Raw genomic sequence first — 21549 nt, forward strand, 5'->3', positions numbered from 1 at the left:
ATTACTGCTTCGCGAGTGCGCCGATCTTGGCGTCAATGGCCGCGATCTGGCTCTTGCGGTCGTCGTCGGAGAGATTCGTGTTGGCGGCGATCTTCTCCTTCTGCTGGAACAGCGCGACCTGGCGGATCGGCAGGAGCTGCGCGTCGGTGGCGGGCGCGAAACCTGCATAGCCGGTGATGTCGGCCATGATCTTCTTCTCGCGCGGATCGGTCTTCGCGTAGTGGTAGAAGAAGTCGCGCAGCTTTTGCTTCGTGGCTTCAGGCAGATCCTTGCGATACACGAGCGGATCGGACGGAATGAGCGGCGAGGTCCACAGCACGCGCACCTGCGCAAAGCGGTCCGGGTGCTTCTGCTGCAGCGTGGAAAGCTCGATGCTGTTGTTGGTGGCGATATCGACCTTGTTGTTCACCACGGCGAGCAGGTTCGCTTCATGGCTCGACGGCAGCACGGTCTTGAAGTTCGTCGCGTTCACCGAAATGCCATGCTGCGCGAAGAGGTAGTAGCCCGGAATCAGCGTGCCCGAAGTCGAATTGGGGTCGCCCCAGCCGAGCGTGAGATCCTTAGTATTCTTGAACACATCGTCGATCGTCTTCACGCGGCTGTTCACGTTGGTGATGAGCACCGACTTGTAGCCCGTGTCGCCGTTCGCGTAGAGCACTTTCGCGAAGATCTCGCCATTCGAGCGGTCCACGGCTTCCATGGCCGAAGCATTGCCGAAGTAGCCGATCTGCACCTTGTTGAAGCGCATGGCTTCGATGATGCCCGAGTAGTCGGTGGCGAAGAACGCCTTCACGTTCAGGCCGGTCTGCTTGTTCAGGTCGTCGATGAACGGTTGCCAGCGTTGCTTGAGCACCGCCGACGAATCGGTCGAGATGATGCCGAAGCTGAGGTCTTCCGCGTGAGCGGCCGCGCTGCCGAGCGAGGCAAACGCGACGGCGCCGGCGGCGCACCAGGAGAGCATGGAGCGGAGCAGTTTCATTGGGGCGGTCCGTGGTGAGGGGAAACGTTGCGGGTTGAAAATGGGTTGAGTGATTACGCCGCGCGAGGCTGCGCGCCGAAGCGCGTTGCAACTGAAGGCGCGGCATCGGGCTCGAGCAGTTCGCGCGCGGCGCTGCCATAAAGTTGTTGCAGCAGGGCAGGCGTGAGCGCCGCAGAAGCGCCGTCGTACACCACGCGCCCGTCGCGCAGCGCGATGGTGCGCGGGCAATACTCCATGGCGATATCCACCTGATGCAGCGAGACGACCACGGTCAAGCCGTGATCGCGGTTGAGCATGCGCATCATGTCCATGACGCGCCGCGACGATGCGGGGTCGAGCGAGGCGATCGGTTCGTCGGCGAGAATGAGGCGCGCGCGCTGCACGAGTGCGCGGGCGAGCGCCGCGCGCTGCTGCTGGCCGCCCGATAGATTCGCGGCGCGCTCAGGGGCCTTGTGCGCAATGCCCACTTCACCGAGCGCGGCGAGCATCAGCTCGCGCTCGGCGCGCGGAAAGCGGCCCGTGAGACGTCGCCACAACGGCAAGCGCGACAGCGCGCCGATCAGCACATTCGTTTCGACCGTGAGGCGATTGACGAGATTGAACTGCTGAAACACGAAGCCGATGTCGCGGCGAATGCGGCGCACTTCGCGCACGATGCGCCCGTCCTGTTGAATAGGACGACCAAGGATATCGATGCGCGAAGGCTGCGGGTCGGATGCGGTAAAGCCCGCAATATGACGCAGCAAAGTCGATTTGCCCGAGCCCGATGCGCCGATTAGCGCGACCATCTCGCCAACGCCTACGCGCAGGTTGATTTCGTCGAGTGCCTTGCGGCCGCTGTCGAAGCTTTTCGAGAGGCGTTCGATGCGAATGGCGTCCATAACAATCCGTCGCTGTGTAGTCGAGGGCTCATTCTAGGAAGGGACTGTGACGGTTGAGTGAAGGTGTCGCGACGTCTAGACGACTACATGTTTTGCGGCTCCGCGTGCAGAGAAAACATCCCGAGAGATGTGACAGAGGCATGACGCCAAACATCTGTCACGCTCAATATCGGAGGAAGCGGCTATATTGATGGGCAGCGCACATGCTGTCCCTGGTTTTCCTGACTTATTGCTGACTCATTGTCGACGGGGGCGGCAGGCGCAAGGCAGTTGTAGACAATGCGGCCGCCCAGCGCGACCTGGTCTGGGCGGCCTCATCCAAACAAGCGACGAAACCCGGCGCCATATGCAGGCACTGAGCTTCTTACCCGACAGCTTCGCGGAATACGAGGACCTCAAGGCGATCCTCGATGCCGGCGCGCGCTGGTTCGACATTCGCAGCGCGGGCGAGGTCGAAGTGCGGGGCCGCACCTTTGCGCTGCATGTCGCGGCGATCGGCTCGCGCGATCCGGCCGCGCCCGCCATTGGTTTTTTCGGCGGCATACACGGGCTCGAGCGCATCGGCTCGCAACTGGTGCTCGACTACATGCGCGCGTTGGTGGGGCGTCTCGCGTGGGACGAACTGCTCATGCATCAGCTCGAATCCGTGCGTATCGTGCTCGCGCCGATCGTCAATCCGGGCGGCATGTGGCTCGCCACGCGCGCGAACCCGAACGGCGTGGATCTCATGCGCAACGCGCCGCAGGACGCCGACGAACGTGTGCCTTTTCTCGCGGGCGGACAGCGTGTGGGCTCGTGGCTGCCGTGGTATCGCGGCAGGCGCGGCGCGGCCATGGAAACCGAGGCGAGCGCGCTCCTGAAGATCGTCGATGAAGAACTCACGCAGCGCCCGCTTTCTTTCGCGCTCGACTGCCATTCGGGATACGGCTGGAGTGACAGCATCTGGTTCCCGTACGCGCGCACGCGCCGGCTCATGAGACATCTGCCTGAAATGTACGTGCTCAAGACGATGTTCGAGCGTGCGCATCCGCATCACGGTTACACGTTCGAGCCGCAGAGCCACCAATATTTGCTGCACGGCGACCTGTGGGACTGTGCGTACGATCGCGCGCCCGCCGGCAACATCTTCCTGCCGCTCACGCTCGAACTGGGCTCGTGGCTATGGATCAAGAAGAATCCGCGCCAGATTTTCTCGCGCCAGGGCATGTTCAATCCGGTGATGCAGCATCGCACGGCGCGCGTGCTTCGGCGTCACGCAAACCTGTTCGAATTCCTCACGCGCGCCGCGTATTCGTCGCAACGCTGGTTGCCCGAGGGCGTGACGCGCGAACAGGTGCTGCAAAGCGCGATCGCACATTGGTATCACAGGCCGGGCGCATGAGCGGACCGTGGATTCTTTTGCGCGGCCTCACGCGCGAATCGCGCCATTGGGGTGCGTTTGCCACGCTGCTCGCCGCGCGCGATGGCGTGTTGCCCATCGACCTGGCGGGCAACGGCACCGAAGCGCACGCGTGCTCGCCGCTAGCAGTCGGCGCCTATGTGGACGCGCTGCGCGAGCAGGCGCAACGGCGCGGCGCGAGCGCGCCTTACCGCGTGCTGGCGATGTCGCTGGGCGGCATGGTGGCGACGGCGTGGGCGCTGCGTTACCCCGGAGAGATCGAGCGCCTCGTGCTCGTGAACACGAGCATGCGGCCGCATAGCCGCGTGCACGAGCGCTTGCGGCCCTCGGCGTGGCCCGCGCTCGCGCGCGTGGCGCGGTATTGGGAGGGCAACGACAGCAACGGTATTGCCGAGACGCTGATCCACGGCCTTACCTGTGTGCGGCGCGACACGCTGGCCGCCGACCTCGAAGCGTGGCGCGAGATCCGCGCGGGCGCCCACGTGAGCCGCGCGAACGCGCTACGCCAGCTAGCTGCCGCGGCGCGCTTCAAGGCGCGCGGCGCGCCGCGCGGTGCGGTGCTCGTGGTGTCGTCGCGCGGCGACCGGCTCGTGAATCCCGTTTGCTCGACCAGGCTCGCGCGGGCCTGGGGCGCGCCGCATGTGGAACATCCGTGGGCGGGGCACGATCTGCCACACGACGATCCGCAATGGCTCGTCGATGCGCTTCACGCGGGCGATACGGCCGCGAACGCCGCGGGCCAGGCCGCCGGGCGCGTCTGAGTGGCTGCGCAGCGGCGCCGCCCGCATCGCCCGCTCGCCCGTTTGGCGATTGCCCCATAATAGGAAAACTCATCCGGCACTTTCAAGGCGATTCCAGACATGAACGACAAACCCGCCATCGGCGCTGCGGTGCCGCGCCTCACGAGCCTTTCCCACGGCGGCGGCTGCGGCTGCAAGATCGCGCCGGGCGTGCTTTCCGCGCTGCTCGCGCGCAGCACGCCGCTCACCACCGCGTTTCCGAACCTGCTGGTCGGCACCGAGACCGCCGACGACGCCGCCGTCTACAAGCTCAACGACGAACAGGCGATCGTCGCGACCACGGACTTCTTCATGCCGATCGTGGACGACCCGTACGACTTCGGCCGCATTGCCGCGACCAACGCGCTTTCGGACGTCTACGCCATGGGCGGCAAGCCGATTCTCGCGCTCGCGCTGGTCGGCATGCCCATCAACGTGCTGCCGCACGACGTGATCGCGCAGGTGCTGCGCGGCGGCGAGGACGTGTGCGCGGCGGCGGGCATCCCCGTGGCGGGCGGCCATTCGATCGACTCCGTGGAGCCTATTTACGGGCTCGCGGCGCTCGGTGTGGTGCATCCCGAGCGCGTGAAGCGCAACGCGTCGGCCCAAGCCGGCGACGTGCTCGTGCTCGGCAAACCGCTGGGTGTGGGCGTGCTATCCGCCGCGCTCAAGAAGGAGATTCTCGACGACGCTGGTTACCAGGCCATGGTGACCGCCGCAACGATGCTCAACAAGCCCGGCGCGACGCTCGCGGAACTGCCGGGCGTGCACGCCATGACGGACGTGACCGGCTTCGGTCTGCTCGGCCACACGCTCGAGATCGCGCGCGGCGCGAATCTCACGGCGCGCGTGCGCTACGCCGACCTGCCGTGGCTACCGGGCGTGCAGAAGTTCGTCGATGACGGCGTATTCACGGGCGCCTCGGGCCGCAACTGGGCTTCATACGGCGATGCTGTCACGCTCGCGGCCGGCCTGCCCGAAAGCGCGCGCACGCTGCTCACCGACCCGCAAACCTCGGGCGGCCTGCTCGTGGCCTGCGCGCCGCAAAGCGTGGACGAAGTGCTGGCGATTTTCCGTGCTGACGGCTTTGGCGACGCCCGCGTGATCGGCGAACTGAGCGAAGGCCCGGCGCGCGTGGAAGCGCTGTGAGGACCGTATGAGCGGAGACTCGCCGAAAGCCATTTTTTATGCGCTCGCAGCGAACCTGGGCATTGCGATCTGCAAGTACGCTGCCGCGGCGTTCACGGGTTCGGGCTCGATGTTCGCGGAGGCGATTCACTCCACGGCCGACTGCGGCAATCAACTGCTGCTGCTCTTCGGCCTGCGCCAGTCGCGCGAGCCGCCCACGCCGCTGCACCCCATGGGCACGGGCCGCGCGATCAACTTCTATTCGCTGCTCGTGGCGCTGCTGCTGTTTTTCGTGGGCGGCGCGTTCTCGGTATACGAGGGCGTGCATCGTCTGATCCTGCGCGAGCCGCTCCGATTCGTGTACGTGGCGCTCGTCGTGCTCGGCATTTCCGTCGTGCTCGAGGCGTTTTCGCTCTATGGCGCGCTGCGCGAGATCCGCAAAGGCTCTCCTACGAAATCGCTATGGCGCTGGGCGCGCGAAACGCGTGACTCAGACCTGCTCGTCGTGGCCGGCGAGGACATCGCTGCGCTCGCGGGTCTCGCCATTGCGTTTGCCGCGGTGCTGCTCACGGTCATCACGGGCAATCCGGTGTGGGACGCATGCGGCTCGATCGGCGTGGGCGTGCTGCTCATGCTGATTTCGTGGTTCATCGCGCGCGAAGTGAAGTCGATGATCGTGGGCGAATCGGCGAGCCCGGAAATGCGGCGCGATATCGAATTGTTCCTGCGCGCGCGGCCCGAGATTCGCAGCATCATCAGCCTCATTACCCTGCAATGGGGCAAGGAGGTGATGGTGGCCGTGCAGTGCGAAATGCTCGACTACGACCACAGCCGCACGATGGTTGAAGCGATCAACGAGATCGAAGCCGATCTGCAGGCGCGCTTTCCTGCGGTGCGCTGGGTGTTTTTCGAGCCGGATTTCGTGCAGCGTTGAATCTGAAGTTGTGGCGCACAGCGCCACAACGATTCCAGCACGACATTTAAAAATTGTTGATATCGCGTCTCGTCGCGACGACACTTGCTGTCTCTAAATCCGCTTTCGAAGTATTCCGATTTTTCCCGATAGTCCGTTTTGCTGAAATGCACGGCTCCGACGACGAGTCCTAAACAGGCTCGTCATTTTTGTGCCGATGCAGATCAGGACGACTGCTTGGATTTCCTCTAGGGAAAATTGTGAATAAGATTTATCGATTGATCTGGAATGCCGTGACGCGAACGTGGGTCGCCGCGGATGAGCGCGCGAAGGCCCGCACGAAAGCCGCTTCTGGTGTTGTGTTTGCAGCAGCGCTCATTGCCGCAGCATTCTCAGGTGCGGCATTCGCGGGCAGCCTCGATGGAGGCGTGACGTCTGGCATTACCACCAGCACGGCTTATGGTCCGGGCGCGTTTGCGTGGGCCGACGACACGAACCAGGCGTCCACGGCGATCGGAAGCAATGCGACTGCTGGGTCCAACGGTTCAATCGCAATCGGTCAAAGTGCGAGTATCGTTCAGGGTGGTTCGGCAGGCGCTTATTCCAGCGCGCAGCCGGGCGGCGTGGCAATTGGTGAGTACTCCGCAGGCAACGGGTTGGGCGTCGTTGCGCTCGGTGCCCACGCCTCCGCCCAACACGACTACGCGACTGCGTTGGGCGACGCTGCAGCCGCAACGCAAACGGGCGCTGTTGCTCTCGGTGGGAACAGTGCTGCATCTGGCCTGAACGCATTGGCGCTGGGATACGGTGCGAATGCGTCAACCGACAATTCGGTTGCGCTCGGTGCCAACTCGTCGACGGGTACGGCCGTTGCCACGACCGGCACGACGATCGGCGGGACTGCCTATACGTTCGCGGGTACGGCGCCTGTGGGTGTGGTGAGCGTGGGTTCGGCAGGCGCCGAACGTCAGATCACGAACGTCGCGGCAGGCCAGCTCAACGCAGGCAGCACCGACGCCGTGAATGGTTCGCAGCTCTACGCAACGAACCAGCAGGTCACGCAAAACACGGCGGACATCAGCAACCTCAATGGCCAGATGGCCGATGCGGTGATGTACGACTCGTCGGCGCATGATTCGGTCACGCTCGGCGGCGTGGGCGCTACGACCCCGGTCGCCCTGCACAACGTGGCTACGGGTGCGGTGAGCGCTTCGAGCTTCGATGCAATCAACGGGTCGCAGCTCTTTGGCCTCGCCAGCTCGACCGCAAGCGCAATGGGCGGCGGCTCGACAGTGAACCCGGACGGCTCGATTTCAGCGCCGCAATTCACGGTTGGCGGGCAGACGTTCAGCAACACGGGCGATGCGCTCTCGAACCTCGATTCGCGCACGACGGCCAATACCGACGCTATCAGCAATCTGCAAGCAGCGACCGCCGATGCCGTGATGTACGACTCGTCGGCTCACGATTCGGTGACCTTTGGCGGCGTGGGTGCGACGACTCCGGTTGCCCTGCACAACGTGGCGGCGGGCGCGCTGAGCGCCGCGAGCACCGACGCCGTGAATGGTTCGCAGCTCTACGCAACGAACCAGCAGGTCGCGCAGAACACCTCCGACATCAGCAATCTGCAAGGCAATGTGTCGAATCTGCAAGGCCAGATGGCGAACGGCGTGTCGTACGATTCGTCGGCGCACGACTCGGTCACGCTGGGCGGCGCAGGCGCCACCACGCCGGTCGCACTCCATAACGTCGCGGCCGGTACGGCGGACACCGACGCCGTGAACGTTGGCCAGATGAACAGCGCCCTTGCGGCCGTTTCGCAGGAAGCGGCGAATGCGTCGAACCCGTTCGTTGCCGCGAATGGCGACCGCGCCACCGAAGGCGCAGTCGCGAGCGGCGCTCACGCTACGGCGGTGGGTCCGAATGCTGTCGCCAGCGGCGCGAACTCGGTCGCGCTGGGCGCGGGCTCCGTGGCAGACCGCGACAACACGGTCTCCGTGGGCTCGGCAGGCAACGAGCGTCAGATTACCAACGTTGCGGCCGGTACGGCTGGCACCGACGCCGTGAACGTCAACCAGCTCAACGCCGCAACGGCGCAATCGCAGGGCTATGTCGACTCGCGCGTTGCGGGCATGCAAAGTCAGATCGACGATGCGAAGAAGAGCGCGTTCGGCGCGGCCGCGGCAGCCATGGCTATAGCGGGCCTGCCGCAGCCGACGCAGGCGGGCAAGACGATGGTTGCCGCAGGCGCTTCGCGTATTGGTGGCCAGACCGGCATGGCGCTTGGCATTTCCTACGTCACGGAGAACAACAAGTGGGTCGGCAAGCTCGCCGCGAGCTCCAGCTCGCAGGGCAACACGGGCGTGACCGTGGGCGCGGGCTATCAGTGGTAATGCTACGGAGGTAGCGGCATGGCGTGGTGTTGCCACGCCATGCACAAAAAGCCCGGCGGTCGCAAGACTGTCGGGCTTTTTTGCGTCTTCACGCCGGCTTCAATGCCGGAACGGTGTCCACACGGGCGTGGTGTTGTCCCACTGTTCGAGTTCGGAAGGTACGGTCGAGTTCATGTTGGACTCCTACGTGTTTCGCCTTGCAATCGAAATGCCGATGCGTCTTGCGGGTTTATTCGCCAGCCTGCGCAACGCGCTGGGCGTTATTCGCGTGGCTTTCCTGCAGCGCAATGCGTTGCGCTTGCGTGCGGCCAATCAGGCTTTGCTCGGGGTAGCTCGTCTTGTTCAGCGAGGGCAGCGTGCCGTCACGATACGCGGCGGCGATTTCGGCTTTGACTTCGGCGCGGGTTTTCGGGGCGCTATTGTCCTGTGCGAAAGCCGAAGCACTGGCGGCGAGCGAGAGAACGAGCGTGGCGCCAATGGCGGTTGCGAGAGTGCGTTTCATGATCTGCTCCTTTTCTACTGGTGCCACGTGAGTCGCGGCGACAGGAGCAAATGTAGTTGCGCAGCCGTTTGCGATAAACGGCCGCAACGCGAAAGGAATTGTCGAAAATCCGGAACAATCGCTGCGCCGCACCCGCGAAAGCCTTTGCGGGCGCGGCTTTGAGGGCGGGCGCAGTGCTACGGCGTTATGCGGCCCACTCCGAGATAACCGGCGTTTCGAGCGCCGGCGCATTTTCGCGCTCTTCGAGTGTGCGCATTGTGCAGGCCTTGTCGAGCGAGGCGCGGCCGGAGAGGAGCGGGCAGCGGTCGAACACCTCGGCGATCCAGTCCACGAATACGCGCACTTTGGGTGACAGATGGCGGCTGTGCGGGTACACGGCCGAAATCGGCATGGGCAGCGGTTTGAAATCGGGCAGCACTTCGACGAGCGCACCCGACTTCAGATGCGGCAGCACCATGTAGCGCGGCCCCTGGATCAAGCCGAAGCCTTCGATGCCGCACGTGATATAGGCATCCGCGTCGTTCACCGAGACCATGCTCTTGAGTTTGATCTCCACTTCCTTGCCGTCGACGAGAAACGCCCAGTCGATCACGCGCCCCGTGCGCGACGAGAAATAATTCACGGCGCGATGTTCGGCCAGTTCTTCGAGCGTTTGCGGCGTGCCGTGGCGCTCCAGATACGAGGGCGCCGCACACGATACACCTTCGAAAATGCCGATGCGCCGCGCGACCAGCGACGAATCCTGCAGCGCGCCCACGCGCACCACGCAATCCACGCCTTCCTGCAGCAAGTCGACGGGGCGGTCGGAGAGGCCCAGTTGCAGGTCGATGTCCGGGTAGCGGCCGTGGAACTCGCACAGCGACGGAATCACGATGAGCCGCCCGATCGAGCCCGGCATGTCGATGCGCAGCTTGCCGTGCGGCTTGCGGTTGCGATCCTGGAATGTGGTTTCCGTTTCCTCGACGTCCGCGAGAATGCGCACGCAGCGCTCGTAGTACGCGGCGCCGTCGGGTGTGAGCGAAAGGCGGCGCGTGGTGCGGTGCATGAGGCGCACGCCGAGAAATGCTTCGAGATTCTGAATGATCGTCGTGACCGAAGCGCGCGGCATGTCGAGCGTTTCGGCAGCGCGTGTGAAGCTGTTGGTATCGACGACGCGGGTGAACACCTGCATGGCCTGAAGGCGGTCCATTGCCACTCTCCAAAAAGCTTCGGTCGCACGGCGCGCAGCGTTTAAAGGAAACGCCCGCGCAGAAAGGGGAGACAGATTGTTCAGGTGCGCCGAATTGTGTTGCCGGATTATAGGCATTTATTTGGAAGTCTGCCGAACCCACAATTCGCTCCATTCGAATCTACTCTCGCGCATTGCGCCGATTTGACATGGATGTCTTTAAACGCCCAACGTCCTGGATCTCCGCGGATGAAGCGCCGCTGGCCGAAGTTCCGGCGGCTGTCCCTGTTACCGCGTCCCCCAGGCCCAACAAGGCGCGCGCGCTGCTCACGACCGACGTGGTGATCGAAGGCTACGCGCAGCAGATTCCGCTGCGTCTGTACCGCCCCGAAGCTGCGAACGGCCTGCCGGTGTTGCTGTATTTCCACGGCGGCGGTTTCGTGCGCGGGTCGATCGAAGAGGCGGACGCCGTTGGGCGTTTTCTCGCAGAACGCTTACCGGCGCTGGTCGTGAGCGTGGGGTATTCGCTTGCGCCGAAGCACCCGTTTCCCGCCGCGCCCGAAGACGCGCATCGCGCCGCGCTGTGGGCGCTCACGCGGGCGCGCGCCTTCGGCGGCAACCCGAAACGCGTGATCGCGGCGGGCCACGACGCAGGCGGCCAGATCGCCAACGTGCTCGCATTCATGGGACGCGATCGCGGCGACGTGAAGCTCGCGGCGCAGGCGCTGTTCGCGCCGATGCTGGACCCGAGCCTCACGCGGCTTGGCGACGAGGCGCGCCTGAGCTCCGATATCACCGCAAGCGAATGCGCGGCGTGTTATCGCGCGTATCTGCCCGACGCGGCGCAGCGCATGCATCCGTACGCGGCGCCGCTCGAATCGCTGCGCCTTGGCGGCCTGCCGCCCACGCTCATCGTGACCGCACAGAACGACGTGCTGCACATCGAAGCGGAGAAGTACGCAAGCCGACTGATCGACGCGGGTGTGCGCACCCAGGTGGTGCGCTACCCGAGCGTGTCGCACGCGAACCTCGCCGCGCATCCGTCCGCGCTCAACGAAGCCGTGCGGTTTTTTCAGTGTTGCTTCGACGCGGGCGCGTCATAAGCGAAGCGCCATAGCGGCGGTGCTGCCGAGCCAGTGAAGAACATCAACCATTATTTCTGGAGTCCGACATGTCACTCTTTTCGCAATCCCGAACCCGTATCGCGCTGGCAGTCTTTGGCGTGATCGTGGTCGCGGGCCTGGGCACTTTCGGCGCAATCCGCCTCGACTCGCATCCCGCCGTTGCCGCGGAAGCGCCGCCCGCGCCCGAGGTCGATGTCGCAGCAGTGCTCAATCGCACCATCACCGACTGGCAGACCTACTCGGGCCGCATGGCCGCCGTCGAAAAAGTGGAGATACGTCCGCAGGTTTCGGGCACGATCGTCTCGGTGAACTTCCGTGATGGCGCGCTCGTGAAGCAGGGCGATACGCTGTTCGTGATCGACCCGCGCCCGTACCAGGCGGCCGTCGACCAGGCCGCCGCGCAGCTTGCCGCCGCGCAGGCGCGCACGGGCTACGCGCAAAGCGACTGGGAGCGCGCGCAGCGCCTGATTGGCGACAACGCCATCGCGAAGCGCGATTACGACGAGAAGCAGAACGCTTCGCGCGAAGCGAACGCGAATCTCAAGGCCGCGCAGGCCGCGCTCGAAGCCGCGCAGATCAACCTCGGCTACACGCGCATCGTCGCGCCGGTTGCGGGGCGTGTCTCGCGCGCGGAGATCACGGTGGGCAACGTCGTTTCGGCGGGAGCCGCCGCCGCGCCGCTCACGACGCTCGTTTCCGTTTCGCCCATCTACGCCGAATTCGACGCCGACGAGCAGACCTATCTCGACTACATCAGCCGCATGAAGGATGGCTCGAAGGTGCCGGTCGAGCTGGGTCTCGCGAACGAATCGGGCTATTCGCGCACCGGCACGATCGAGTCGGTGGACAACCGTCTGGACACCACGTCGGGCACGATCCGCGTACGCGCGCGCTTCGACAACGCCGACGGCGCGCTGGTGCCGGGGCTTTACGCACGCATCAAGGTAGGCGGCAGCGCCCCGCACCCGGCGTTGCTCGTGGACGATGCCGCGATCGGCACCGACCAGGACAAGAAGTTTGTATACGTCGTGGATAACAGCGGCAAGATCGCGTACCGCACCGTGCAAACGGGCGGCCAGCAGGGCAACCTGCGCGTGATTCTGGACGGCCTGAAGGCGGGCGACCACGTGGTGGTGAACGGCACACAGCGCGTGCGCCCTGGCATTGTCGTGCGCTCGCATATGGTGCCAATGAACGGCGACCCGGACGCCGATTCGGCCAGCACGGCAGCGAACCCCGGCGCCAAGGCAGCGAAGACGTCCTGACGAGCGGCGGGCGTGGGCGTTTGCAGCATACGCCTCCCCGTCAGTCAGGATGCCTAAGCGTAAGATGAATTGCGCAAAATTGAGCGTCATGAACAAGAGCAACCCATGAACATATCGAAATTCTTCATCGACCGGCCGATCTTCGCGGGCGTGCTGTCCGTGCTGATCCTGCTGGCCGGCGTGATCGCGCTGTTCCAGTTGCCGATCTCCGAGTACCCCGAGGTCGTGCCGCCTTCGGTGGTGGTCCACGCGCAGTATCCGGGCGCGAACCCGAAAGTGATCGCCGAAGCCGTGGCCGCGCCACTGGAAGAGCAGATCAACGGCGTCGAGAACATGCTGTACATGCAGTCGCAGGCCAATAGCGACGGCAACCTCACGCTCACGGTCACGTTTCGCCTCGGCACCGACCCGGACAAGGCCACGCAGCTCGTGCAGAACCGCGTGAACCAGGCGCTGCCGCGCCTGCCGGAAGACGTGCAGCGTCTCGGCATCACGACCATCAAGAGCTCCCCCACGCTCACGATGGTGGTGCACCTGATTTCGCCGGACAACCGCTACGACATGACGTACCTGCGCAACTACGCGCTGCTCAACGTGAAGGACCGCCTCTCGAACATCCAGGGCGTGGGCGAGGTGCAGTTGTGGGGCTCGGGCGATTACGCCATGCGTATCTGGCTCGACCCGCAGAAGGTGGCGCAACGCAATCTCACCGCCAACGATGTGGTCAACGCGATTCGCGAGCAGAACGTGCAGGTGGCGGCGGGTGTGATTGGCGCTTCGCCTAGCGTGCCCGGCACGCCGTACCAGTTGAACGTCAACGCGCGTGGCCGTCTGCGCACGGAGAGCGAGTTCGGCGACATCATCGTCAAGACGAATCCCGACGGCGGCGTGACGTACCTGCGCGATATCGCGCGTATCGAACTGGCCGCGTCGGAATACGGTTTGCGCTCGCTGCTCGACAACAAGCCGGCCGTTGCGCTCGCGATCAACCAGGCGCCGGGCGCGAATTCGCTCGCGATTTCGGACCAGGTGCGCGCGGCGATGAAGGAACTCAAGCAGGACATGCCCGCAGGCGTGGATTACAAGATTGTCTACGACCCCACGCAGTTCGTGCGCTCCAGTATCGAAGCGGTCGTGCATACGCTGCTCGAAGCCATCGCGCTCGTGGTGATCGTGGTGATCGTGTTCCTGCAAACGTGGCGTGCCTCGATCATTCCGTTGATCGCGGTGCCGGTGTCGATCGTCGGCACATTCTCGCTTTTGCTTGCGTTCGGCTTCTCGATCAACGCGCTCTCGCTGTTCGGCATGGTGCTCGCCATCGGTATTGTGGTGGACGATGCGATCGTGGTGGTGGAAAACGTGGAGCGCAACATCGCGAGCGGGTTATCTGCGCGCGATGCGACCTACAAGGCCATGCAGGAGGTGAGCGGGCCGATCATCGCCATTGCGCTCACGCTCGTGGCCGTGTTCGTGCCGCTCGCATTCATGAGCGGCCTCACGGGCCAGTTCTACAAGCAGTTCGCGATGACCATCGCCATTTCCACGGTGATCTCGGCGTTCAACTCGCTCACGCTTTCGCCCGCGCTTTCGGCGCTGCTGCTGCGCGGCCACGGCGAGAAGGAAGACTGGCTCACGCGCGGCATGAACCTCGTGCTGGGCGGCTTTTTCCGCCGCTTCAACCGCGTGTTCCATCGCGGCTCGGAAAGCTATGGGCGTGGCGTGAACGGCGTGCTGCGCCACAAGGGCGCGATGCTCATGGTGTATGTGGTGCTGATCGCCGCAACGGTGCTGATGGCGCGTGTGGTGCCGGGCGGCTTCGTGCCCGCGCAGGACAAGGAGTATCTGATCGCATTCGCGCAACTGCCCAATGGCGCCGCGCTCGATCGCACCGAGAACGTGATTCGCGACATGAGCGCCATTGCGCTCAAGCAGCCCGGCGTGGAAAGCGCCGTGGCGTTCCCGGGTCTTTCGGTGAACGGCTTCACCAATAGCTCGAGCGCGGGCATCGTGTTCGTCACGCTCAAGCCGTTCAAGGAGCGCAAGGGCAAGGCGCTTTCGGCAGGGGCGATTGCGGGTGCGCTGAACCAGCAGTACGCGAGTATCAAGGACTCGTTCATCGCCGTGTTCCCGCCGCCGCCGGTGCTCGGCCTCGGCACGCTCGGCGGCTTCAAGATGCAGCTGGAGGATCATGGTGCGCTCGGCTATGAAGCGCTCAACCGCGCGACGCAGGACTTCGTCAAGCGCGCGGCGCAAACGCCGGAGCTGGGCCCGACGTTCACGAACTATCAGATCAACGTGCCGCAGCTGAACGTCGATCTCGACCGCACGAAGGCGAAGCAGCTTGGCGTGCCGGTCACGGACGTGTTCGACACGATGCAGATCTATCTCGGCTCGCTCTACGTGAACGACTTCAACCGCTTCGGACGCGTGTATCAGGTGCGCGTGCAGGCCGATGCGCCGTTCCGCCAGCGGGCCGACGACATCTTGCAGCTGAAGACGCGCAACGCCGCGGGCGAGATGGTGCCGCTCTCGTCGCTCGTCACGGTCACGCCCACGTACGGCCCCGAAATGGTGGTGCGCTACAACGGCTACACCGCTGCCGACATCAACGGCGGGCCCGCGCCCGGTTACTCGTCGGGGCAGGCGCAGGCGGCGGCGGAGCGCATCGCGGCCGAAGTTCTGCCGCACGGCGTGAAGTTCGAATGGACCGACCTCACATACCAGCAGGTGCTGGCGGGCAATGCGGGCATCTGGGTGTTCCCGATCAGCGTGCTGCTCGTGTTCCTCGTGCTGGCCGCGCTCTACGAGAGCCTGACGCTGCCGCTCGCGGTGATCCTGATCGTGCCGATGAGCGTGCTGTGTGCGCTAACGGGCGTATGGCTCACGCAGGGCGACAACAACATCTTCACGCAGATCGGCTTGATGGTGCTGGTGGGGCTGGCTTCGAAAAACGCCATTCTGATCGTCGAATTTGCGCGTGAGCTGGAGCACGACGGACACACGCCGCTCTCCGCTGCCATCGAAGCGAGCCGCCTGCGTCTGCGCCCGATCCTGATGACGTCCATCGCGTTCATCATGGGTGTGGTGCCGCTCGTGCTCTCGAGCGGCGCGGGTTCGGAGATGCGTCATGCGATGGGCGTGGCCGTGTTCTTCGGCATGCTGGGTGTGACCGCGTTCGGCCTGCTCCTCACGCCGGTGTTCTACGTGGTGCTGCGCACGCTCGCGGGCGGCAAGATTCACGTCGCGCAAAAGGACAATGCGCGCAAGCCGCAGTCGATGGTCGACGCGTGAGGCGACAAGGGAGAATGATTAACATGACTAACGAATCCAGCTTGCGCTATAGCCGAAATGCCTCGCCGGGAGGCGGGCAGTTTGCGCGTATCACACGAATCGCGGCGAGCGTCGCGCTGTTTGCCTGGCTCGCGGCGTGCTCCGTCGAGCCCACCTACAAGGTGCCCGACGCCGCCGTGCCCGCCGCCTACAAGGAAGCGCCGCAGCAAACGCAAAGCGCGAATCCGCATGACGTGGGCACATGGAAGCCCGCGCAGCCCGCCGACGACGCCCACCGCGGCGAATGGTGGACGGTGTTCGGCGACCCGACGCTCGACAAGCTCGAACAGCAGGCGCTCGAAGCGAACCAGGACCTCAAGGCGGCAGCCGCGCGTGTGCAGCAGGCGCGCGCCGTGACACAGGCCGCGCGCGCCTCGTGGTTCCCGTCGATCGATGCGGGCTTCGGCCCAACCTACGAGCGTGCTTCACCGGCTTCGCTGTATGAGTCGCAGAACACCAACGTGCCCGCGCAAACGCTGTGGCGCGCGCAGGCCACCGCGAGCTACGAGGTCGATCTGTTCGGCCGCGTGAGTTCGAACGTACACGCTGCACAGGCGGACGCGCAGCAAAGCGAAGCCTTGTTCCTCTCGGTGCAGCTCGCCTTGCAGGCCGACGTCGCGCAGAACTACTTCCAGCTGCGCCAGTTCGACTCGGACGTCGATCTGTACCGCCGCACGGTGGCGCTGCGTGAAGATGCGCTCAAGCTGGTCGAGCGCCGCTTCAAGGAAGGCGACATCAGCGCGCTGGACGTGGCGCAGGCGCGCAACGAGCTGGCGAGCGCGCGTGCCGACGCGGTGGGCGTCGCACGTCAGCGCGCGGCCTCGGAGCATAGCCTCGCGATCCTGCTCGGCAAGGCGCCGGCGGACTTCACGTTCCCGGAAACGCCGCTTGCGCCGGTGGTCGTGCAGGTGCCGCCGGGCCTGCCTTCCGCTCTGCTGGAGCGTCGCCCGGATGTGGCGGCGGCCGAGCGCGCCATGGCGGCCGCGAACGCACGCGTGGGTCTCGCGAAGTCGGCGTTCTTCCCGCAGCTCAATATCACGGGCGCAGCCGGCTTCGAGTCGGCCACGCTCGCCGACCTGTTCATGTGGTCGAGCCGCGCGTTCCTGCTCGGGCCGCTTGCCGGCACGGCGCTCACGCTGCCGCTTTTCGACGGCGGCCGGCGCAAGGCGAATCTGGCGCAGTCGCGTGCGAAATACGATGAAGACGTTGCGCAATATCGCCAGCAGGTGCTCGTGGCCTTCCGCGACGTGGAGGACAATCTCTCGGACCTGCGCCTGCTCGACGACCAGATCCGCGAGCAGAACGACGCGGTGAGCGCTTCGCAGCAATCGGCGCACCTTTCGCGCACACAGTACGAGGAAGGCGAGGTGAGCTATCTGAACGTGATCGACAGCGAACGGACGGTGCTCGTGTCGCAATTGCAGGCCAGCCATCTGCAAGGCTCGCAGGCCGTGGCGACCGTGAACCTGATCCGCGCGCTGGGCGGCGGCTGGGGCGATGCGAAGCCCGGCGACGCTACGGCGCCGCCGCCGCTCGCGGCGCGTTAAACCCACACGTAAGACCCCACGGAAGCAGCCTGACCGCTCGCCGCCTGCGCATATCGCAGGCGGCGATTTCCTTTGCGTAATCGCTTCGTAGACCCGGCCCCGCCGCGCCCCTATCATCGTCTGGACCCATCTGGAGCCAACGCGATGGGCCCTCATCGCGTCGCTCCTCACTGAACGAAGTCCAACTTCCATTCGAGGAACGCGATGATCCGTGCCGTGCGCGCCGTGGGGCGCCCTTTTTCTTTTCAACGCGTTTTTGCGTCGTTCGGCTTGCTGACGGCAATCGCCGTGTCGCTCGCGGCCACCACGGCGGGCGCGCACGCGGATACCCCGACGCTCAAGATCGGCATTGCCACCACGCCGCAAACGCCTGCACTCCAGGAAGCCGCGCGCGAGGCGAAGGCGCAGGGCGTGGACGTGACGATCATCGAATTCACCGACTGGAACACGCCCAATGCCGCCTTGGCGAACAAGGACATCGACGTCAACTACTTCCAGCACACGCCGTTTCTGGAAAACGCCGAGAAGCAGGGCGGTTACAAGTTCGTCGCCATTGCGCCGGGCACGATCATGAAGATCGGCCTGTATTCGAAGAAGGTAAAACGTTTCGAAGACCTGAAGGATGGTGCGACGGTCGCCATCGCGAACGATCCCGTGAACGGCGGACGCGGCCTGTTGCTGCTGCAGCGCGCGGGCCTCATCAAGCTCAAGCCGGGCGTGGATTACCGCGCCACGACACTCGATATCGTTTCCAACCCCAAGCATTTGAAGATCGTTCAGCTCGAAGCGTCGCAGCTCGCACGCTCGCTCGACGACGTGGATCTCGCGCAGGGTTACCCGAGCTTCATCAAGCTTGCGGGCACGACCGATCCGAATAGCGCGCTGCTCTTCGACGGCGTCGAAAACAAGTCGTTCGCGATCCAGTTCGTCGTGCGGCCCGAGAGCGTGAACGATCCGCGCATTCGCAAGTTCATCGACATCTACCAGCATTCGCCGGCTGTGCGCAAGGAACTCGACAAGGCCTTCGGCAACCTCTACGCAGTCGCCTGGTAAAGCACGCGTCAATCACGTACGAGGAGCAGCGATGATGAAATGGTTCGGAGCGGCGCGCTTCATCGAAGCGGGGCCGGCGGCGGGCGAGGCGGCGCGCGATGCCGACGTGTCGCAGCCCGCGGTCGTGTTCGAAAACGTCGGCAAGACCTATGCGGGTGGCGCGCACGTGGCGCTCGCGGGCGTCGGCCTGCAGGTGGCGCGCGGCGAGGTGTTCGGCATCATCGGGCGCAGCGGCGCGGGCAAGTCCACGCTGCTGCGGCTCGTGAACGGCCTCGAAAAGCCCACGAGCGGCAGTGTGCGTGTGAACGGTGTGGACGTGGGCGCGCTCGACGAGCGGGCGCTCGTTGCGCTGCGACGGCGCATCGGCATGGTGTTTCAGCACTTCAACCTGCTTTCCGCCAAGACCGTGTACGACAACATCGCGCTGCCGCTGAAAATCGCGGGCGTGCCGAAAGCGTCCATCGAGGCGCGCGTGAACGCGCTGCTCGCACTCGTGGGGTTGAGCGAGCGCCGCGATGCGTGGCCCGCGCGACTTTCCGGCGGACAGAAGCAGCGTGTGGGCATTGCACGCGCGCTCGTGCACGAGCCCGATATCCTGCTGTGCGACGAGGCGACTTCGGCGCTCGACCCGGAAACCACGCGCGCCATTCTCGCGCTGCTGCGCGACATCAACCGGCGGCTGGGCGTCACCATCGTGCTCATCACGCATGAGATGGAGGTGATACGCGACGTGTGCGATACGGTCGCGGTGATCGAGCGCGGCGAGGTGGTCGAGCAGGGGCCGGTATGGCGCGTGTTCGGCAATCCGCAGCACGAAGCGACGCGTGCGCTGCTGCACACGCCCGGCCACGAGTTGCCCGACGACCTGGCGGCGCGCGTTCACGCTTCGCCGCAAGCGGGCGCGCATGCGCTGTTCGACGTGCGCTTCACGGGCGAGGCGGCGCAGGAGCCCGACCTCGCCACGCTCGCGCAGGCGTTCGGCGCGCACAGTGTGCGGTTCGTGCACGGCGGTATCGAGCGGATTCAGGGGCGCGCGCAAGGGCGCTTGATCGTTTCCGCGCCGGTGCGAAGCGCCACCGAGGCCGCGTCGCTCGCCGGGCGCGCGCGTGGCCATGCAAGCCGTGTGGAGGTGCTGGGCTATGTCTGACGTATGGATCACCGAACTTCTCGAAGGCATACGCGACACGTTGCTGATGGTCGGCGTATCGGCGATATTCGCACTGCTGATTGGTATTCCCATCGCGCTGCTGCTGGTCGCGACCGCGCGCGGCGGCATTCTGGAGCGGCCCGCGCTCAATTCCGCGCTGGGCGCGCTCGTCAACGCGTTTCGCTCCACGCCCTTCATCATCTTGCTGGTCGCGTTGCTGCCGCTTACGCGCTTTCTCGTAGGCACGACCATCGGCGTATGGGCCGCCGTGGTGCCGCTTTCCATCGCGGCCATTCCGTTCTTCGCGCGCGTGGCCGAAGTGAGCCTGCGTGAAGTCGATCGCGGCTTGATCGAGGCGGCCCAGGCCATGGGCGCGCAGCGCCGCCATATCGTGTGGCATGTGCTGCTGCCCGAGGCGCTGCCCGGCATGGTCGGCGGCTTCACGATCACCGTGGTGGCGATGATCGGCTCGTCGGCGATGGCGGGCGCGGTCGGCGCGGGGGGCCTCGGCGATCTCGCGATACGCTACGGCTATCAACGCTTCGACACGACGGTCATGGTCACCGTCATCGTGCTGCTGATCGCGATCGTTGCGGCCGTGCAGTTCACGGGCGACGTGCTGGTGCGGCGCCTTTTGCGGCGAACCTGAAAGGCGCAGCCTTTTTGACCTCACGCGCGCAGCCACTTTGCTGCGCGCTTCGCTTTTATTGGCATCTCATTCGGGAACTACGGGTATGAACGAAGCACAGCGCCCACGCGGGCAGAAACAGGACGCGCGTTTCGCCGCGCTGCTCGAAGCGCTGCGTGCGAACGCCGCACAGCGCGATCTTGCGGGTGGGCACGCGGCGGCCGAAAAGCAGCGCATTGCCGACGCCGGTCTGCTCACGCTCGCCGTGCCGCGCGAATTCGGCGGCCAGTTCGGCAAGGACGGCGTGCGCTGGAGCGATATCTACGCGACGATCCGCGCGCTTGCGCGCGTGGACAGTGCGCTTGCGCATCTGCTCGGCTTCCAGTGCCTGCAGGTGGCGAGCGTCGAATTGTGGGGCAGCGCCGCGCAGCGCGCGAACTGGCTACAAGGCACTGTCGAGCATCGCTGGTGGTGGGGCAACGCGGTGAACCCCATCGACACGCGGCTCGTCGCGCAGCCGGACAAGGAAGGCGGCTGGCGTCTGCATGGCAAGAAGGGATTTTGTTCGGGCACCTACGGTTCGCAGATGATGACCGTGAGCGCACACGATCCCGCCACGGGTGGCCCGGTGTTCGCGGTCGTGCCCACCACGCGCGCCGGGATCACGGTGCACGACGACTGGGACCCGATAGGCCAGCGCCAAACCGATAGCGGCACCGTATCGTTCGAGAACGTGGCAGTGCGCGCCGACGAAGTGCTGCAACGCCCCGACACGCCGCGCGCCACGCTGCGCACGCTGGTTTCGCAAGGCGTGCTGACGAATCTCTTCGTTGGCCTTGCCGAAGGTGCGCTGGAAGAAGCGCGCACGTATGTGCTCGCGAACGGCCGCCCGTGGGTCAATTCGGGCGTGCAGCACGTGGCGGACGACCCGTTCCTGCAGCAGCGCTTTGGCGAGATGCGCGTGCAGTCGCTTGCGGCGGCGGTGCTGGCGGATCGCGCGGGCGCGCTGCTCGACGCCGCATGGGACGAAGGCGACGCGTTGAACACAGCCACGCGTGCCGAAGTCTCGCTTGCGATTTCAGAGGCGAAGATCGTTGCGCACCGTGCCGCGCTCCAGGGCGGCGAGCAGCTTTTCGAGGCTTGCGGGGCGCGCGCGACCGGCGCGGCGCTCGCGCTCGACCGCTTCTGGCGCAATGCGCGTGTGCACACGCTGCACGATCCGCTCGACTACCGCCTGCGCGACGTGGGACGCTTCACGCTCTTGAGAGAAGTGCCGCAGCCGACGCTGTACACTTGAGGGCCCGATCGCGGCA

General features: G+C 65.2%; 16 protein-coding genes and 1 pseudogene. 13 read left to right on the top strand and 4 right to left on the bottom strand.

Annotation, left to right across the window (positions count from 1 at the left end; genetic code table 11):
• Window position 1: 1 nt before the first annotated feature.
• Together phnD and phnC are read right to left on the bottom strand one after the other, a co-directional pair.
• On the bottom strand, window positions 2-979 hold the full coding sequence (phnD, locus tag U5A52_RS04875; RefSeq protein WP_321911483.1) for a phosphonate ABC transporter substrate-binding protein: 978 nt from the start codon (window positions 977-979) through the stop codon (window positions 2-4).
• 53 nt (window positions 980-1032) lie between these two features.
• A complete protein-coding gene (gene phnC / locus U5A52_RS04880; protein ID WP_321911482.1) occupies window positions 1033-1860 on the bottom strand; it encodes a phosphonate ABC transporter ATP-binding protein in 828 nt (275 codons plus the stop codon).
• A gap of 346 nt (window positions 1861-2206) precedes the next feature.
• Between phnC and U5A52_RS04885 the strand changes: the two genes are divergently transcribed.
• The 5 genes and pseudogenes from U5A52_RS04885 to U5A52_RS04905 form a co-directional block, all read left to right on the top strand.
• The gene (locus tag U5A52_RS04885) at window positions 2207-3241 is read left to right on the top strand and encodes a M14 family zinc carboxypeptidase (protein ID WP_321911481.1); all 1035 of its coding nucleotides are present in this window, start codon (window positions 2207-2209) and stop codon (window positions 3239-3241) included.
• Window positions 3238-4020 carry an alpha/beta hydrolase gene (locus U5A52_RS04890; protein ID WP_321934083.1) on the top strand — a complete coding sequence of 261 codons (783 nt, stop codon included), beginning with the start codon at window positions 3238-3240 and terminating at the stop codon, window positions 4018-4020. The genes U5A52_RS04885 and U5A52_RS04890 overlap by 4 nt, the downstream gene beginning before the upstream one ends.
• 99 nt (window positions 4021-4119) lie before the next feature.
• On the top strand, window positions 4120-5187 hold the full coding sequence (gene selD, locus U5A52_RS04895; RefSeq protein ID WP_321934084.1) for a selenide, water dikinase SelD: 1068 nt from the start codon (window positions 4120-4122) through the stop codon (window positions 5185-5187).
• 7 nt (window positions 5188-5194) lie between these two features.
• Window positions 5195-6100 (top strand): cation diffusion facilitator family transporter, encoded by a 906-nt coding sequence (locus tag U5A52_RS04900; protein WP_321934085.1) that lies wholly within the window; start codon window positions 5195-5197, stop codon window positions 6098-6100.
• 239 nt (window positions 6101-6339) lie between these two features.
• Window positions 6340-8457, top strand: a pseudogene (locus tag U5A52_RS04905) (ESPR-type extended signal peptide-containing protein); the annotation flags it as partial.
• A gap of 244 nt (window positions 8458-8701) precedes the next feature.
• On the opposite strand, the gene U5A52_RS04910 reads toward U5A52_RS04905, so the two are convergent.
• Window positions 8702-8974, bottom strand: a complete 273-nt coding sequence (locus U5A52_RS04910; RefSeq protein WP_321911476.1) for a DUF4148 domain-containing protein — start codon at window positions 8972-8974, stop codon at window positions 8702-8704.
• Window positions 8975-9158: 184 nt separating this feature from the next.
• Complete coding sequence (locus U5A52_RS04915) at window positions 9159-10163, bottom strand: LysR family transcriptional regulator (protein WP_321911475.1); 1005 nt, start codon at window positions 10161-10163, stop codon at window positions 9159-9161.
• A 188-nt stretch (window positions 10164-10351) separates the two neighbouring features.
• On the opposite strand from U5A52_RS04915, the gene U5A52_RS04920 reads away from it, so the two are divergent.
• The 8 genes from U5A52_RS04920 (at window position 10352) to U5A52_RS04955 (ending at window position 21533) form a co-directional block, all read left to right on the top strand.
• Entirely contained in the window at window positions 10352-11245 is an 894-nt protein-coding gene (locus tag U5A52_RS04920) for an alpha/beta hydrolase (RefSeq protein ID WP_321934087.1), read from the top strand.
• 68 nt (window positions 11246-11313) lie between these two features.
• Window positions 11314-12531 carry an efflux RND transporter periplasmic adaptor subunit gene (locus U5A52_RS04925; RefSeq protein WP_321934088.1) on the top strand — a complete coding sequence of 406 codons (1218 nt, stop codon included), beginning with the start codon at window positions 11314-11316 and terminating at the stop codon, window positions 12529-12531.
• Between the two features lie 105 nt (window positions 12532-12636).
• On the top strand, window positions 12637-15822 hold the full coding sequence (locus tag U5A52_RS04930; protein WP_321934089.1) for an efflux RND transporter permease subunit: 3186 nt from the start codon (window positions 12637-12639) through the stop codon (window positions 15820-15822).
• A 23-nt stretch (window positions 15823-15845) separates the two neighbouring features.
• Entirely contained in the window at window positions 15846-17408 is a 1563-nt protein-coding gene (locus tag U5A52_RS04935) for an efflux transporter outer membrane subunit (RefSeq protein WP_321934090.1), read from the top strand.
• 204 nt (window positions 17409-17612) lie between these two features.
• Complete coding sequence (locus tag U5A52_RS04940; RefSeq protein WP_321934091.1) at window positions 17613-18461, top strand: MetQ/NlpA family ABC transporter substrate-binding protein; 849 nt, start codon at window positions 17613-17615, stop codon at window positions 18459-18461.
• Between the two features lie 31 nt (window positions 18462-18492).
• Window positions 18493-19608 (top strand): methionine ABC transporter ATP-binding protein, encoded by a 1116-nt coding sequence (locus tag U5A52_RS04945; RefSeq protein ID WP_321934092.1) that lies wholly within the window; start codon window positions 18493-18495, stop codon window positions 19606-19608.
• Window positions 19601-20257: a methionine ABC transporter permease gene (locus tag U5A52_RS04950; protein WP_321934093.1), complete on the top strand. Its 657-nt coding sequence runs from the start codon at window positions 19601-19603 to the stop codon at window positions 20255-20257. Before U5A52_RS04945 ends, U5A52_RS04950 begins: the two co-directional genes overlap by 8 nt.
• A gap of 85 nt (window positions 20258-20342) precedes the next feature.
• Complete coding sequence (locus U5A52_RS04955) at window positions 20343-21533, top strand: acyl-CoA dehydrogenase family protein (RefSeq protein ID WP_321934094.1); 1191 nt, start codon at window positions 20343-20345, stop codon at window positions 21531-21533.
• Window positions 21534-21549: the final 16 nt, after the last annotated feature.

The sequence above is a fragment of the Paraburkholderia sp. J8-2 genome (assembly GCF_905220195.1).
In the GTDB taxonomy this organism is placed as follows: Bacteria; Pseudomonadota; Gammaproteobacteria; order Burkholderiales; family Burkholderiaceae; genus Paraburkholderia.

Excerpts from the sequence above, each read along its gene's own strand:
- phnD (WP_321911483.1), bottom strand. The coding sequence starts at position 979 with ATGAAACTGCTCCGCTCCATGCTCTCCTGGTGCGCCGCCGGCGCCGTC.
- phnC (WP_321911482.1), bottom strand. The coding sequence starts at position 1,860 with ATGGACGCCATTCGCATCGAACGCCTCTCGAAAAGCTTCGACAGCGGC.
- U5A52_RS04885 (WP_321911481.1), top strand. The coding sequence starts at position 2,207 with ATGCAGGCACTGAGCTTCTTACCCGACAGCTTCGCGGAATACGAGGAC.
- U5A52_RS04890 (WP_321934083.1), top strand. The coding sequence starts at position 3,238 with ATGAGCGGACCGTGGATTCTTTTGCGCGGCCTCACGCGCGAATCGCGC.
- selD (WP_321934084.1), top strand. The coding sequence starts at position 4,120 with ATGAACGACAAACCCGCCATCGGCGCTGCGGTGCCGCGCCTCACGAGC.
- U5A52_RS04900 (WP_321934085.1), top strand. The coding sequence starts at position 5,195 with ATGAGCGGAGACTCGCCGAAAGCCATTTTTTATGCGCTCGCAGCGAAC.
- U5A52_RS04910 (WP_321911476.1), bottom strand. The coding sequence starts at position 8,974 with ATGAAACGCACTCTCGCAACCGCCATTGGCGCCACGCTCGTTCTCTCG.
- U5A52_RS04915 (WP_321911475.1), bottom strand. The coding sequence starts at position 10,163 with ATGGACCGCCTTCAGGCCATGCAGGTGTTCACCCGCGTCGTCGATACC.
- U5A52_RS04920 (WP_321934087.1), top strand. The coding sequence starts at position 10,352 with ATGGATGTCTTTAAACGCCCAACGTCCTGGATCTCCGCGGATGAAGCG.
- U5A52_RS04925 (WP_321934088.1), top strand. The coding sequence starts at position 11,314 with ATGTCACTCTTTTCGCAATCCCGAACCCGTATCGCGCTGGCAGTCTTT.
- U5A52_RS04930 (WP_321934089.1), top strand. The coding sequence starts at position 12,637 with ATGAACATATCGAAATTCTTCATCGACCGGCCGATCTTCGCGGGCGTG.
- U5A52_RS04935 (WP_321934090.1), top strand. The coding sequence starts at position 15,846 with ATGACTAACGAATCCAGCTTGCGCTATAGCCGAAATGCCTCGCCGGGA.
- U5A52_RS04940 (WP_321934091.1), top strand. The coding sequence starts at position 17,613 with ATGATCCGTGCCGTGCGCGCCGTGGGGCGCCCTTTTTCTTTTCAACGC.
- U5A52_RS04945 (WP_321934092.1), top strand. The coding sequence starts at position 18,493 with ATGATGAAATGGTTCGGAGCGGCGCGCTTCATCGAAGCGGGGCCGGCG.
- U5A52_RS04950 (WP_321934093.1), top strand. The coding sequence starts at position 19,601 with ATGTCTGACGTATGGATCACCGAACTTCTCGAAGGCATACGCGACACG.
- U5A52_RS04955 (WP_321934094.1), top strand. The coding sequence starts at position 20,343 with ATGAACGAAGCACAGCGCCCACGCGGGCAGAAACAGGACGCGCGTTTC.